The sequence below is a fragment of the Amycolatopsis sp. NPDC034160 genome (assembly GCF_055575355.1).
Window position 1 is genome coordinate 1 of sequence record NZ_JBVISU010000044.1, and the last position, 15,250, is coordinate 15,250.

Here is a 15,250-nt window from a genome sequence, read left to right on the forward strand (position 1 = left end):
TTTTTGTTCCGTCGCAAGAACAATCATCCCAAGCCAGAGGGCATTTGCGTACCCAGACACACCCCAAACACCCACACCACACCGGTGGATCCAGGCTGAGCGACCTGCTCCAAGGTCGGGACCAGGAAACCGTGACCGTGACCTATCACCCCATGCCCGCGATCCCCTTCGTCGGGCGATGGAGCGTGCACGGGCTCACCATGGACATCACGAAGGACGGCACGGGCAGCATCCGGTGGAACGCAGGGCCGTGCGACTCCGGGACGTCGAGCGCGAGCCAGCTGTGCAGCGGCAACGCGCGATCAAGTTCAAGGCGACCGGCACAGCACAGCTGACAGGCACCTACACTAAGGTTTGGTACACCGACAGCGGCGGTAACACGGTCACGAACTATGCCTACGCCGACTCGAGCTTCCGGGCAGGCCAGAACTTCCCACTCAAGCGCAACGACGAGCACACTCTCATCGCCTCCGGCGGCTCAGCCGGCGATCCCGACGGACCGGGAAACCCGTACCTCTGCGACGCCTACGCCATGCAGCACAACGTGGGCGGCGAACCGTACGACATTTGTGGAGCGTAACTGCGTCCAGATCATTCGTCGACGGTCGACCTAGACTGACCATCTATGACAACAAGTCGCAAGACACGCGATGTCATGACCGATGAGGCTCCCGGACCTTCTGCTCCGCTCGGCCGCTCCGACACCCCAGCGATCGGACCATGATCCGGTGCGCTTATCTGCGCTGGAAGTTCCTAGGCGGAGGGCTCCCGGACCAGATCGGGACCTGTGGCGCCGGATTCGAGCTCCGGGCCGGTAAGTCCGAAACGACCTGTAGTGCTGCTGGACGTCGCCTCTGCGAGCAGGCTCGCGTGGTCAGCGCTGCCGAGGGCAAACCTGTTGCGCCAGAGCTCTTCTATTCCAGCGCAATCAATGACGGGCGATGAGGAACTCATGCGGCCAGGCCCGGTGCGGTAAGGAAGTTGATGGAGAGCAAGCATGGTGCGAGCGGAAGGTTGTCACCGTTGACGGCGCCGTGGTCACGGTCCGAGCCTGGCCGGAGTGGCTGAGAGGTTGGGCCGTGGCTCGCGTCGGCGTTCACCGAGCGGTTCAGGTTCTCGGCGGTGTGTTCTGGAGGGCAACTGCTCCTGCTGCGGTTTTCGCCTGCGATAGCGCTTTTCGGGCCTGGTAAAACCGGCGGGGGACTCGTGGGCCGTCCCGGCGCAGCAGGTAGGCGGCGTCTTGAATCTCGCGGCAGTGGTCTTCCATGAGGTCGTCTGGGGTGTTGTGGCGGTGTAGCCAGACGTCGTGGATCTTGTGCTCCACTTGCTGTTTAGCGGCGGTGTGCCGGAGGTGTAGGCGTGACTGCTCAACGGAGTCGAGCAACGCGGGCGCGGAGGGCAAGAAAACCTTAACGAGGTAGCTGGCCAGGCTGAAGTCGACGATCAGCCCCACGGTCAGGCCGATCACGAGCCAGCCTATGCCCAGTACGAGGAGCGTCAGGCCGTAGGCGCGGTGGTCACCTTTGCTCCAGATCATGCTCTGCCGTTGGCACAGCAGGACGTCAGCTGGCCACGCCGAAACAGTAGTCGTACTTTTATGACGCAAGGCTGTGACCAGGGATTATAAGGTTTGGGCATGCCTCAGGCCGTCTCCAGGCCGCCCAGGCCGGGATCGGCGCTGTTGGAGAGAAGTTTACCTCTTTGCGTCGCGCGTGTGCTGGTGGTGGACGGTAGTCGTTGTAGTCAGACCGCTTGAATCCGGACCGGAGCGATGCGTCCAAGCCGGCGTTCAACGTCGCAGAATGTAACGATGTTCTTGAGGGACGAACCTGCGCAAGCGTTTTCGTCCAGGCGGGCGCCGACCTCGAGCAGTGGTCCCACAATGAATCGACGTGCTCAGCGCAGATCGGATCATCAACGTATTGCGCGGCCCTTGGTCGCTCGTCAACAGGTCGGCCCGTCGGGCGCCGTGGTCGCTTCGGGAGGTGCGGTCTCTTTGAGGTCGAGCATCGTCGGTTTGGTGCCGGTCCAGTGAAAGCGTCCGGACCAGTGTCTGACGCAGAACGAGGCACCTTCGTAGGACTGCCACTCGAGAAAGACGTCTCCATTCCTCAGTGTCATGCTGTTTACTTCCGCGTGTTCGGCGGGAGTGAGGTCGCCGAGATCCACTGATCCGAGGATCTTGGGGCCGGGGCCGTACAGGACCAGGACGGCCGGCCAGTTCACACCGCCTTGCGAACAGCGGAAGACCGCGGCTGCGTCGGTGGCGCCATCGCCGGTCAGATCACCCAGTACAAGGTGGTCCTTCATGCCCTCGAAGCGGGCCAATAGCTGTACGTACCCGTCGTTGGTCGGGATGCCGGGGAGCGCGCCGTCCTTCAGCGTGCCGGCGGGGTGCTCGCAGAGACGGGGAACGGGGGCGTTGTAGAGGGCTTTCTCCGACAGCGGTTCTTCTCGCGAGAGCTGGTCGCTGACCTCGCCGAGGATCGGGTTGGTGAGCTGGATCAGTTTGCTTTCACCGAGGTGGCCGCACGTCGTGTCTGTGCCGCTGAACAGCATCTGGACCAGGGGGAAGAGCGCGCGCTTGTCGGCATTCGCCTTGAATCCCAGCTTCGCCAGCAGGCCGTCGGCGCCAGCCTGCCAGAAACTGGCTGTGTACCGGCATTCGGCGACCTCCAAACCGGGCCCGTTGGTCGCTGATCCAACGTCCACGACACCGTCGCCGAAGTCGAGGTCACCCGGTACCGGAGCGCCGAGGAACAGCCCTGCGGCGGCATTTTCCATCACATTGCGGGCAGCCAACGTCTTCACCGATATGCCGGCCGGCCACGGCTTCAGGGCAGCGTATTCTTTGCTGCCCTTGGAAAACGCCCGTATGGTCGAAAACTCGTCCAGGAATGCTCTGAGCTCGCCGCATCCGGGAGTCTTGCTGTTGGCCTGGCATCCGAGCATCATCAGGTGAACCGCATCGCGCAGCAGAGCAAGTCTTCGATCGAGGCGGGAAGCAACCTGACTCGCCTCCATGAGGGCGGCTCCCACGGTCGCCAGCCAGGATCCGGTGTAGGGCGTGCCGAGAGTCAAGACCAGTGACGTGCCGGTGCGCAGTGTCGAGTCGGTGTTGACCGCCCAGCGGGTGATCAGCCCGCCCATCGAGTGAGCAACGACCACCATCTTGTGTCCGGCGAACGCTTTGTCCGTTGTTATGCATCGGGCTGCATCGAGAAACACCTGGCCGCCGGCGCCGTTGTCGGTGAACCACCGTCCTGCGACGTCGTGATAGTCCAACGTGTACACGGCGGCTCCGCGCAGCTGCTGCAGATTCCCGGCAAGCGAGCGCGCGCCCGATACCTTTTGCCCGGCCAGGGTCGTGCGGTCGATCGGTCGCCACCACATGTCCGCGTGACCGTTCCAGCCGTGCACCATCAAAACCGGCGTGTAGGCACCGTCGGCGTGAGGGGTTGACGGCCCCTTCACCCCGCTCGCGGGGTTCGAGGTAGTGAGCGTGGCCTTGCCACAGCGTTCTGGCGGTCCGCCGGCTGCGGCCGCGCTGGGTGTGGAGATCACCGACGTGACAAGCACAAGACAGACCAGCATGACCAGACGGCGCATCATCAGTCCTCCGGGAGCGTTTCGGAGACACGCCAAGCGTCCGGTTCCCGGACAACCACCACACGAACCCGCTGCGGCGTCGACGTTGTGACTACCGCGTCGATCGAGGCGACAGCGCCGGTCCGGCGCCATGACTGCCGGTCGACACTCACAGCCGCTCCCTGCGAGAGGACAGTGCGGATATCAGCTGGGCGAGTTGGTGAGTCCGCGGCAAGCCAACCGGACTGCCCAGCGGCGACGGCAGCGGGCAGACCTGTGAGCAGACGATCGACCTCGTCGACTGCCGCACTTTCGCCAGGTTCGGAGCCATTGTGCACGACGAAGTCGCCCGTGGCTTGAGCCGCTGGAGCCGAGGAAGCAGACGGGGGCGGGACTTCGGTGCCAGCCTCGTCATGTCGGCGGCTAATCAGCACGACGACGGCCGTCGCCACAGCGAGCACCACCACGGCTGCGGCGATTAGCAGCCCCCGTCGCCGTGTCATCTTTCCTGCTCAGCTACATGCACCTTCGAACAGTCGACAGGTGAAGCAATCGTGTTACGTCCATCGCCGCCCTGAGCCGATTATCTATGAGATCGAGATCGTAGTGCCACAAACGGCTCGTCCCGTCGGCGGTCAACGCCTTCTGACTCAGACCTCACCAGCCGACTTCCATCATGCTGAGGGCAGGGCAGGCCTGCCCGTTGCGATGGAGGACAGAAATTTCGGCCTACGCGGAGGCGTAGTCAGATCTGGGGCATCGGCGAGACTGTACCCGATCGGGCCGCCGAGGCCTCGACAACAATTGGCCGACATAGCTGAATGACCATGCCAATGAGGCTGCTTTATCAACCGAGTTCCTCGGTTGATAAAGCAGCACGGGTTTCGTCGCCGAGCCGGTGCCATCGGCTTTCAGCCTTGTCGACGAGCAGGAACGTGGTGGTGTCGGCGTGGAAAGACGCGCCGGTCGCGGCTCATTGATGAGCGTCACTCGATCTCGGCAAGTCGCGCCAAGTCATCCATCGCGGCTTCTGTGATCTCGCGGACGCGAAACGTGCAGATGCTCCGCAGCAGGAATGAGTCCAGTATCCGGAGGCGTGTCGGCTTGCGGGCAGCGAGGCTCGGGCACGCTGACCAGACCGATGTTTCCGGGCTCAACCACGTCGCTCGTTCCAACTCGCCGACCAATGTATCCATCGCGGTCCGCACCGCCGGGACGGTGGTGACTCGCCGTGCGGTGAACCGGGCAATGAGTGAGTTCAGTGCTGGGCCGCCCGCAGTCCGGGCGAACGCGTCAAGGACTTCATCTGCAGTCGACGCTCGGCGCGCCCGTTGGATGAGCGTCAGTCCGGTGACTCTTGATGCCCAAGTCGCCACTACTCCGAGGAAGGTTGCAAATACGATCACAGCCCCGATTTGGCTCACGATCAGACTCAGGGTGGCTACTGCCAACGAAAATAGCAGGAGGAAGAGCATCAAGCCGAGCTCTTCAATCACGAGTTTGCGGCTGATGCGCCAGGCCGGTGAGGCGAGTCGCGGGACCGGTGGTGGCGGCGGGATGCGGCCGCGGCCGGCGAGCAGCGCGAGAAAGAACACAATCGGAAAGACTGGCAGCCATATCAGCCGCACGGTACGGCCGGTCAACACTGCCCAACTGATACCGAGTGGCACCACGAGTGAATATCCGGACGCGAGCAGCAGGACGATGTCGACAGCCGACACCTTGCTCCCAGGTGCCGCGGCCAAAAACACTAACCACAGCATTGCCACAGTCACTTCTGCCGAGACTAATGCCACCCGCCACCAGGAAATCCGTACCTGCGGAAAGACACGCAACAGTAAATAAGCACTTCCTAGACTGAACATGCTGAAGGCAGCGACGAAAAAGCAGCGGGTCGCCACGTCCTCAGCCGGGGTGAGGACAACTATGAACTCCAGCGACCAAACGAACGCGGAGGCAACGGCGACGGGAAGGAAATAGGCAACAGGAACGGCCACCGCCAGAATTCGGGCGAAATGCAGATACTCCGCCGGTTCGCGGAGGCGGCGGATCTCGGTGGTAGTCCTCCACGGCCGGAAGGTAGACAACGGGTCGGCGATAAGGCCGAGCAGCGTCCGGTGGATCTGGGCGCGCAGCGGTGCGCCGATGACCCGGAGGCGGCCGGCGGACTGGAACGCGGCCTGCCGGAGATACTTGTTGGCTGAGGCCAGAGCCTCGGTCAACAGTCGCTCCGCCAACTCCGGCTCGGCGAGTATCACGTATTCCAGGGCTCGTCTCCGGTCGAGCCGGTGGCCGTGGTCCGTGGCGCAGGCCAGCAACTCTCCGACCAGTAGACGCAGCTCGGTGGGGACTGTCTCCTGCTTGGATTCGAGGCCGGCGGCGAGGATGCCTAGCACGTGTCGGCAGCCTTCCGGCCATTGGAAGTTTTCCTTGTCGAGTTCCGCCACGTACGTGCGCAGCCGGGCGGTTGCCTCGGCGATCAGCTCTTGCGGAGCGCCGTCTTGTTGTACCTGGAGCAGGGTCACGGCCGTGTCGCGCCAGATGTCGACGTCCAGCAGTTCCGTGACCCGGAGCGGAGTTCGATCTTGGATCACCATGCAGGTGGCGAAGTATTCCTGGAATCGTCGGTGGATGAACGAGAATGTTGCTTCGCCGCGGCTGTTCGTGCGGCTGCGGCCAAGGCGGGTGTATTCCAGCACATCGAGCGTTCTGTCCAGAGATGCCGGGCTCAGGTCCCTGCTGCTCACTGAGGCCAGCAGCGCCGACCTGGTCGGTTCCAGGCCCATACGCGCGGTCGCGGTCATCGCGTACGCGATCTGTTCCGCGCCCGCGCGGACGAAGTCGACAGGCACACCGAAACGGGCGCGGATCCGGTCGGTGTCGCGTTGTAGCCGGTATGCGAGATAGTCTTCGAAGACCGTGTGTGAACTGGTGGGGAACTGGCTCGCGGTTCGCATGTGCTCGCACAACAGGCCAAGGAACATCGGATTTCCGGCGAACGTGGCGATGTCCTGGCTGGCGCGCGCGAGCCCGTCCCGGGTCGCCCGGTCCACCGGCCCCGCCAGGTCGGCCCGGCGGACCAGGGTTAGCTGGTGTTTGGGGGACAGCCGCAGGATCCGGCACCGGGTGAATCGGGTGGTGTCAGGGCTGCTGAAGTCACGGGAGGCGACCACGCCACGGCAGCTGGTAAATGTCAGGAAGTCGGCGATCGCCTTCGCGTAGGCAGGGATCACGGCGCGGGCGTCGGGTGCGGAGAGAATGTCAGGGATCTCGTCGAAAGAGTCGAACAGGAACAGCCACGTGCCTTCGTCGAGGCCGCGGTCGAACTCCTCGTCAAGCACCTCCTCTACGTACCGGTTGTTCACCTCTGTCAGTGTGTCCAGCACGAACTGCCGGATCCTGTCCGCGGAGATCTCATCCGGCGGCACGTCCATCGCCTTGAGATTCAGGTACAGGGGGATCATCCGTCGCGGGTTGCCACCTCGGGCCGCCCGCCGCGCGAGCCGCCGCGCCAGGTGCCGGAGCGCGACGCTCTTGCCGGCACCGGGCTCGCCCTCGACCAGGATCAGTTGCTCGGACCCGCCGGCGAGTGCCTTCGACAGCGACCGGACCCGACGTGGACCGTTTACAGGCAACGGCAATATCCGGCGCAGCAGCTTCCATCGCCAAGACCGCTCGATCTCTACTTCGGCTTCGAGCTCGGCGTACTTGTCGTCCCGCCATTCTTCTTGCAACTCCAGACTGACCAGTTGGTTGTCCAGATGCAGTGCGAACTTGCCACGGTGGCGCTGGCGACGACGCTCTGCGCTGTATTGCCTAGTCAGCATCCATCTGCTGACAGTCATGCAGTAGCGAAGCGCCGTCGCCAGCGGCCCTAGGACCTGCCCGGTGATAGGGAGAAGCACCAGTATCACCAGGACAGTGACGATCCAGGGCGGTGCGTTCACGCCGATCCGTGTCAGGAGACCTTCAATGTCTTCGAGGAGGTCCACCCCGACCTCCGCTTCCGCTCGTGGCCATGACACCACACCTAAGTCGCACGGAAGACGAAGCCGTTACTCTTCCGGTCGGCTGGAGCCGTCGCCCTACATATTCAGTGGGCGACGAATGGAGCAGACGACCGGCAGGGCCAGTCGTTGACGACACCAAGCGGGTCTGTCAAACGAACGGCTCTGGCTCGTAGTCGGTGGTGACGACGAGTAGCTGTTCGCGATCATGATCCTGTGATGGCTATCGATTCCCTTGTGGGGACGGTGTTCTCCGGACTGTCAGCGTTGGTTATCGAGGACGTGACGGAGGGCAGCGGCATGGTGGTCACGGCCCGCACTCGGGATGTGACCGTGCCGTTCCGGCCTGCGGGAATGCCACGGCGAAGGTGCACGGGTATCACCAGCGGACGGTGAAGGACGTGCCGGTCGATGGCCGCCAGGTCGTCGTCCGCCGGCGCGTACGGCGGCTGGTCTGCCAGGCTCGGAACTGCCCGCAGCAGAGGTTCCGGGAACAGATTCCCGGACTGCTTGAACGCCATCAGCGCCGCACGGTGCGGCTTGTCCGGCAGATATCCCATGTGGCGCAGGAGTTATGTGGCCGGGCGGCGGCACGCCTGGCCAGCCTGCTCGCTGTGCCTATCTCCCGTAGTGCCGCGCTGCGCCGTCTGCGGCGCCTGCCGCTACCCCTGTTGACGATTTCGTGGGTGATCGGCGTGGACGACTTCGCCCTGCGGCGCCGCCAGCGCTACGCCACGATCATCATCGATGCCGAGACTGGCCGACGTGTCGCGGTCCTGCCCGGTCGCGACGCGGCCACCCTGGAGTCGTGGCTGCGCGAGCACCCCGGTGTCGAGGTCGTGTGCCGGGACGGCTCGGCCACCTACGCCGAAGCTGTCCGCTGAGCCCTGCCCGACGCGGTACAGGTCAGTGACCGATGGCACCTGTGGCGCAGTCTCTGTGACAAGGTTCTGCTCGAGGTCCGCGCGCACGCCGGATGCTGGGCCACCGTCAATCCGCCCCGCTCCGGCGGAGTTCACGAGCAGACCACTCGCGAACGCTGGGACAAGGTCCACGATTTACTCGGCCAAGGGGTCGGTCTGCTCGACTGCTCCCGCCGCCTCGGCGTGGCTCTGAACACGGTCAAACGCTACGCCCGCATGCCCGAACCTCAAGCTCTGCGCATCGCCCCGACTTACCGCCCGACACTGGTCGACCCCTACCGTGATCATCTGTGTGCCCGCCGCGCGGCCGATCCCGCGGTCCCTGTCACCCGACTGCTCGCGGAGATTCGCGAACTGGGCTACACCGGCAGCGCCAACCTGCCGGTCCGTTACCTCAACCCGGGCCGCGCCGAAGGCGACCGCCCCGTTGCGACCTCCCGTCACGCCAGCCGCCTCCTGCTCACCAAACCGAAGGACACGACCCTGCTGGAGAAAATCGCCACAGCCTGCCCAGAGATGACCGCACTCGCCAGTCTGGTACGCGGCTTCGCTGCACTGCTGACGCCGGCTGCGGGTAACGACGTGAAGCTCACCGACTGGATCGTGAAGGCTCGCGCGGTCGATCTGCCGCATCTACGCAGTCTCACCAACGGTCTCGAGATCGAGCGGTCCGCTGTGGACGGTGCCGTCACCTTGCCCTACCGCAACGGCCGCACCGAAGGCGTCAACACCCGCACCAAGAGGATCATGAGACAGATGCACGGACGCGCCGGATTCAACCTTCTCCGCCACCGCATCCTGCTGCCCTGACGGCTACTCCACGTCACCACCGACTACGAGCCAGAGCCGTTCGTTTTACAGTCCCCGCCAAGCCTTTTCTGCCCACGCACGCCGAAGACTGCGTGTCAGGACGCGTGCACTCCGCGCCCTCCTGCGGCGAATGGAGGGCGGCGGCGAGTTATCCTCCCTAGGAAGGACTGTTACGGCGGGCAGCCCTTCGCGTGACTTGTGCTACCTGAAGAATTGTCAACGTGGTACCCGCCCGCGGGAGCGAATTGATCGACTGACAGGAGGCGACGACTTTCGCTGATTCCCTCGAGCCCTCTGACTGGTGGACGCTTCCCAGGCGAGTTAGACCAGGAAACTGAAAGGGGGCGCGATCCGTGGTGTTTCGCTGTTCCAGCTATAAGGATCTCGCGATTCGTCGTGTCGGAGTGGACATGGAGGCTATGCGTGGCTGTTGATCCTCTGCGTCCTACGACTACGAAGTTCCCGTCCATGACGCTGTGCTGCGCAATCCGTCGTTTTGTCGGTGCGGGAGTCAGAGTCGTGATTCGCACGCCGCTGTCGCCGGACTGTGGTTGGAGACGATGACGAACGATGCCGTTGCTCCCTACCCGCTGGGTATAACTGGCCTCGACATCGTGAGTGACCTGTACCTGGGGATCGGCCTGGCAGCGGTTCGAACATTCATGACCGATGCCGTGGTGGTCATGTCGTGGCCACCAGTTGAACGCCGACGCCGGACAGCGTGTCGGGACCTGCAACCGACAGTTGGCCTTTCGAGATAGTGGTCAAATTGCTAGAGTGTCAATTGATGCGTCCCAGAACGACGACAGCCTGGCTGTCGGTGTCCTCCTGGCTCAGAAGATCGACCCACTGGTCTCTGTCAGGCCCGAACGTAGGGTGCAAGATCGTCGCGAAATCCCTGGTGAGGTTCCTGAGGTCGACGGAGGTCCGATCTGGGCTGAACCGAATCCACTTTGTCGCGTTCGTGAGTGGATGGGTGAGCTGTGGTCCCAACGAAGCTGGCGTCGAATCCACGGTGAGAAACCATGCCAAGGGTGGGAAGACCACATCGGCGAAAGAAAAATGTACGCAACGGTCGGTCAGCACGCGCATCATCCACACTCCGCTGGAGAGCAGGGCCTGATGGTCTGTCCGAGGGTGGGTCCGTCCGACTCGCAACGTGGCCTTCGTTGGCCACTGGATCAAATCCGCGTCGGCGGCGAGATCGCGCGCGGTCTCCGGCAGGATTAGGCGAAGGCGAGGATTGATGCCGAACATGCCGAACAATACGCACTGCGCGACGAGCCTGGGCGCAAAAAGGGCGGGTGGCGGTTCGTGTGGCATGACCTGGAGCGATCGCGCGATAGGCGTCGAGGTTCGAGCAACTTGCCGGGCGAAGTCGGCGTAGGCTTTGTCGTACTTGCGGCCAGCCAGGTGGTTGCACTCGGCGCACAGTCCGCGCACCCACATCCCTCCATCTGCCCAGCGGCCGGATCGTCGGACTCGTTGCTCGTCGATCACCTCTGGAGCTCGTCGAACTGTCATGCCGTTCCCCGCGGTCTGCGGTGGTACGTGGGTTCGGGTGAGGCTGCCAACGCGTCCGCACAAACCGCAGGGACGCGCCGTCCGCGCCGCCAGGGGGCTGCCGATGAAGTCGAGCTGAGCCATCGAACTCCGCAACTCCCTTCGGTGGTGCACAGATCGCGTTTTGTGCGCAGCTTCTCGAAGTCGCCCAGTCTCGACGAATTCGGCGGCGAGTAGGTACCTCTACCCTGAAGGGTGTTCACCGCGATGGTTCGCTGTGGCGGCCGAGCGTGGCGGATGGTGGCGAGCCGTGTCCAGGGGCGGCTGCGGCAGGAGAGCATCTTTCCGTGTCAGTGTGCGGGTTCCCCAGACGGCATTGCGATTTCCACAGGCGTCACACTCGCATTGGTCCTTGACGTGAGAGCGTTTGCATCGAGGGGAGCCGCGGCGAGATTGGTGGGTCCGCTGTAGGTCATCGGGTTTCGGATGAGATCCGCCAAAAGTGCGTCTTTAGTCGGGCCAGGTGTCATCTCCGCGAGGAGGATAACGCGGGTGATGTCGGCTCGGATGGTGCGCGCGTCGGCGTCGGCCTCGCGGGCACGGGCGTAGAACAGTGTGGCGATCACACTAGGGACGGGCACTCATGAGTGAGAAGGCCACGCCTGCGGCGACGGTGCCGACGACCACGAGCCCGAGTCCGGTCAAGAGCACCACAGCTGCTCCGGTCTCGGCAATCGCAGCTCTGCGGTTATGCGCCCGCCGGGTCCATAGACATAGTCGAACTAATCTTCCCGCCGCTGTTGCATCCGCTTCAGCATCGCGTCGTCCTTGGTCAGGCTGCTTGCTCGCTGTCCCGTCCTGCGCTGGCGCGGACAACGCCGGGTAGCGTCGGCGCGGCAGCCGACGGTAGCCCCAGGGCAAAGCTGCGCTGATTGCCGCCGTGGCCACCCTGACCACAGCAAGTACGCGATTGCTGCCGGTCAGGCCGGCGTCGGCCGCGAGAACCAGGACAGTCATGCTCATTAGCTCATCATCGCGCCCTGATCCGAAGCACGGCTTGTGTCGAAAGGCCCTGCCTTCTCCGACCGTTGCCGAATGTAGCCACCTGCAACTGGCCAGTTACTTCGAGTGCGATCTCCCGGCCATAGGTTGTTCCAGGCCAGCACACCGACCGACGAAGAATCTCGGTTATGACAGGGGCTGCGGTAGGTCATCAGGTTGATGAGCGTGGACAGTAGTCTGATCAACAGCAGGTCGCAGTCGATATTGAGGGTCGGATGGCCTCCGAAACGGGCCTTGCGCCGTCTGTGTCGCGACCGATCAGGGCGAGATCGAGCTGACCTGACACGATCGAACTAACCTGACGCGGCCGCCTGACCGCCACATGGCCGCCCAGACTCTACTGGCCACTATCGAAGCGAATATCCTCGTCGCCCTCCCCGTGCATGTCCTGTGCGTGGCCCACCAGCGCCGTGACCTGGCCCAGGACTCGGCGCTGGTGATACTGGTCGCGGTCGACGGATCCAGCGGGGTGCAGACGTGTTCGGATTGGGTGATGTCGCCAGACTGGGACTGCCGACGTTCTCGTGGCCGGTGGCAGCAGTCTGGAGCAGTGGACAGCAAAGTACTTAGGAACTAATATGGAACACATGACCGCGCCGGAAGTGAACCTCTCCGAGCTCTCCCAGCACCCTCGGCGGGTGGTGGGAAAGCTCGAGCGTTCGGCGACTCGCTCAGTCCGCATCCGCCAGCGCGACAAGGATCAGCAGGACTTGATCCTGGTCAGCGCTGAACGGGCCGCGCAGGTCATCGCTGGAGCGTCGGCCACCACCAAGATGTTCATCGAGTTGATGAAACACAACAACCAGGCCATCACGCTGGCCACCGAGGTCCTGCCCGCAGCCTTTCCCTGGGTGCGCTACCTGCCGAAAGTCGATGTTCAGGCCTTCGTCGTGGAACTGGTCGACACCCTGGAACGAGCCGATTCGCTCGGCAATCCAGCGCCCGTGGCTAACCTGATCGCTGCCTGGAAAAGCACTGCCGAGGTCCACGCTGATCCCGAACTGGCCAAGATCCTCCGCCAGGACGTCGACGACCTCGGCCCGGTGCCCGCACCCGGGGTGGCATGAGCCCGAAGCGGAAGGACGACGTGGCACCGCCCGCCGTCGCTGGTGAGTGGCGAATCAGGTACGGCACGAACGACGCGGTCGCCGGTTGGCAGGAGCTCGTGAACAAGGCGCCGGGCAATACCCGTGACGCTTGGGACACTATGCGTATCCGGCCAGGCCAGGATCCCGATGAGCGTCACCATCAACTCAAAGGGAGCCTGGCCACCGGTACCGCCGGTGGCCGCGAACTGCCGCGCTGGCAAATCGAGGTCACCGGCAGCGGACGTATCTGGTATCTGCTCGACGAGGACAAGCACACGGTCTGGGTCATTTACGCCAGCTTGCGGCACCCGAAGAAGACGGAGTAGCCACGCCCTCGTCGCCGTCGACGTTTGGAAACTAAACCAGGTCAACTGGACTTTCGACGTCAACGCAGACGCAGGCCGTGGCTCCGGTCCGCTCAGCCACCGTAGAGGACACGCAGCGGTTCCTCGACGCGTATTGCCAGGCGCGGGGCCGGGAGTTCAACGTCGGCGAACTCCAACGGTCGTGGGCGGCCGGCTGGACTCACAGCAGGGCACCTGCACCAGTGTGCGGATCTGCATGGCGGCGTCGAAGACCGACGCCGACAGTGTGGAAACGGCTATCGGTACAGGACAACCTCTGCGAAGCGCTACGGGGGATCACCCTGGCGAACCCGGACGGGCGGCACTTCCGCTGTCCCTTTTTCGCGGCCTACCAACTTGCCATCACGATCAACCTCCCGGTGCCAACACGATGTCAGCAAGTCGTGCGTCGAGGCATCCTCGTTACGCCGTGCACGACGTCGCAGCCACCCCGAAAGTCTCGGTTCCGAAAATGCAGAGGCTCCGTCACCATCGCCGACATAGTCCCATCGGGCACGTGCCGCTAGTAGTCGCGGAAGCCGCGTCAGCACACCGTTCAGCAGCACCGCAACAGCCGTGGCGAGGTACGCGCCACTGGCCTGCCAGCTCTGGAAATCGCGTGTAACAGTCGACGCTTCGTCGACGACTAAGGCGTCTGTGAGGGCACCCTTTCGGGAACCGGGACAGCTTGCGGTGGTTCGTATCCTGGGGCCGGGCGGCGTTCCTGTCGGTGCGGGTGTGCTGGTCGGCCAGCGACACGTGATCACTGCGGCGCACAATATCTCACCCGAATTCGGCGCACCCAAGATCGACTTTCCCTTGGTGGCACCTGGAAAACACATCTCGACCGTTGTTGAGTTGACTTTTTCACGTCAGCGGCACATGGCTTCTGACCTCTGCGGATTGCGGCTGCTGGAAGCTCCTCCACAGGACGTGTTGCCGGCGCCGGTGACACTGGAGGAGTCCCGCTTCAACGAAAGAGTCCAGTTGTACGGTGTACCGCAGGCGCGGGATGCCGGGTTCTGGATCGAGGCACGATGCCGCGGCAGAACAACGGGTGCGTTGCTTCAGGTGGACGTTCCCAACCGCGCTCCCGTCGGCATTCTTCCTGGATACAGTGGCGGACCGTTGTGGTCGTCGAGCCGACGTGCCGTGTTGGGCATTGTGTTGTCCTCGGAACGCGATCTCGACTGGCGCAGCGGTTATGCCTTACCGATGGCGGAGATTTTCCGGCTCTGGCCCGCACTGCACGACATAGCGCGACCACCGTCGCCTTATCGGGGGCTTGGGGGGTTCGACGAGGGCGATCGCCTGTTCTTTCGCGGACGCGGCCCGGAATCGGAACGCCTGTCCGCCAAAGTGTGCGCGAGGCCCGCCACGGTGGTTGTCGCCAACCCGGGACTCGGCAAGTCTTCCTTGGTCCGCGCCGGTGTGGTGCCTTTGCTGCGAGAGCGTGGACATAGGATAGCCTACCTCGACACCGGCTCCGGCGGCCTTAGCGTCAACCAGCGGATAGCCGCCGCGCTAGCGCCGCTCGTGGCCCCAGACGACGCAGCAACGCTGGCGAAGAACATCGACGCAGGTCAGCTCAGCATGGTTCTGGCCGAGGCCACCCAGAACCAGCCACTGGTGCTGGTGGTTGACCAACTCGAGGAGCTGATCGCCCAGGAGCCGTCCGCTGCGACCGAACTTTTCGAGCACGTCCTGCCTGCTGCGCGGACGCACGTCAGCGGCCGTCACCAGCTTCGGGTCTTGGCCTGCCTACGTCTGGACTACCTGGGGCAAGCGGGGGCCTACCTGCCCGCCGAGGTCAGCGAGGAGCCGTTCAACCTAGTGCTGTGACCACATAGGTTGGCCGGGTTGGTCAGGCTGCGTGGGTGGTGCGCTGGCCCCAGGTGTGTTGGCGTTCGCTGCGGACGCGTGCT

General features: G+C 63.8%; 9 protein-coding genes and 1 pseudogene. 5 read left to right on the top strand and 5 right to left on the bottom strand.

Translation table 11 applies throughout. The annotated features are described in order from the left end of the window. Window positions 1-145: 145 nt before the first annotated feature. Window positions 146-295 carry a hypothetical protein gene (locus ACZ54P_RS40565; protein WP_465466943.1) on the bottom strand — a complete coding sequence of 50 codons (150 nt, stop codon included), beginning with the start codon at window positions 293-295 and terminating at the stop codon, window positions 146-148. On the opposite strand from ACZ54P_RS40565, the gene ACZ54P_RS40570 reads away from it, so the two are divergent. Further along, a complete protein-coding gene (locus tag ACZ54P_RS40570; RefSeq protein ID WP_465466944.1) occupies window positions 284-580 on the top strand; it encodes a hypothetical protein in 297 nt (98 codons plus the stop codon). The two genes, ACZ54P_RS40565 and ACZ54P_RS40570, sit on opposite strands and share 12 nt — an antisense overlap. Window positions 581-1,108: 528 nt before the next feature. Here the strand turns inward: ACZ54P_RS40570 and ACZ54P_RS40575 are convergent. The 3 genes from ACZ54P_RS40575 to ACZ54P_RS40585 all read right to left on the bottom strand — a co-directional run bounded on the left by ACZ54P_RS40575 (window position 1,109) and on the right by ACZ54P_RS40585 (window position 7,580). Further along, window positions 1,109-1,606 (bottom strand): S-4TM family putative pore-forming effector, encoded by a 498-nt coding sequence (locus ACZ54P_RS40575; protein ID WP_465466945.1) that lies wholly within the window; start codon window positions 1,604-1,606, stop codon window positions 1,109-1,111. A 338-nt stretch (window positions 1,607-1,944) separates the two neighbouring features. Then, complete coding sequence (locus tag ACZ54P_RS40580; protein ID WP_465466946.1) at window positions 1,945-3,612, bottom strand: esterase/lipase family protein; 1,668 nt, start codon at window positions 3,610-3,612, stop codon at window positions 1,945-1,947. Between the two features lie 962 nt (window positions 3,613-4,574). Next, window positions 4,575-7,580, bottom strand: a complete 3,006-nt coding sequence (locus ACZ54P_RS40585) for an NACHT domain-containing protein (protein WP_465466947.1) — start codon at window positions 7,578-7,580, stop codon at window positions 4,575-4,577. Between the two features lie 234 nt (window positions 7,581-7,814). Here ACZ54P_RS40585 and ACZ54P_RS40590 point away from each other — a divergent pair. Beyond that, a pseudogene (locus ACZ54P_RS40590) lies at window positions 7,815-9,328 on the top strand (ISL3 family transposase). 780 nt (window positions 9,329-10,108) lie between these two features. On the opposite strand, the gene ACZ54P_RS40595 reads toward ACZ54P_RS40590, so the two are convergent. Further along, the gene (locus ACZ54P_RS40595; protein ID WP_465466948.1) at window positions 10,109-10,975 is read right to left on the bottom strand and encodes a hypothetical protein; all 867 of its coding nucleotides are present in this window, start codon (window positions 10,973-10,975) and stop codon (window positions 10,109-10,111) included. A 1,505-nt stretch (window positions 10,976-12,480) separates the two neighbouring features. On the opposite strand from ACZ54P_RS40595, the gene ACZ54P_RS40600 reads away from it, so the two are divergent. The 3 genes from ACZ54P_RS40600 to ACZ54P_RS40610 all read left to right on the top strand — a co-directional run bounded on the left by ACZ54P_RS40600 (window position 12,481) and on the right by ACZ54P_RS40610 (window position 15,167). Continuing rightward, a complete protein-coding gene (locus ACZ54P_RS40600; protein WP_465466949.1) occupies window positions 12,481-12,960 on the top strand; it encodes a hypothetical protein in 480 nt (159 codons plus the stop codon). Beyond that, the gene (locus ACZ54P_RS40605; protein ID WP_465466950.1) at window positions 12,957-13,307 is read left to right on the top strand and encodes a hypothetical protein; all 351 of its coding nucleotides are present in this window, start codon (window positions 12,957-12,959) and stop codon (window positions 13,305-13,307) included. The genes ACZ54P_RS40600 and ACZ54P_RS40605 overlap by 4 nt, the downstream gene beginning before the upstream one ends. Window positions 13,308-14,018: 711 nt before the next feature. Next, entirely contained in the window at window positions 14,019-15,167 is a 1,149-nt protein-coding gene (locus tag ACZ54P_RS40610; protein WP_465466951.1) for an nSTAND1 domain-containing NTPase, read from the top strand. Window positions 15,168-15,250: the final 83 nt, after the last annotated feature.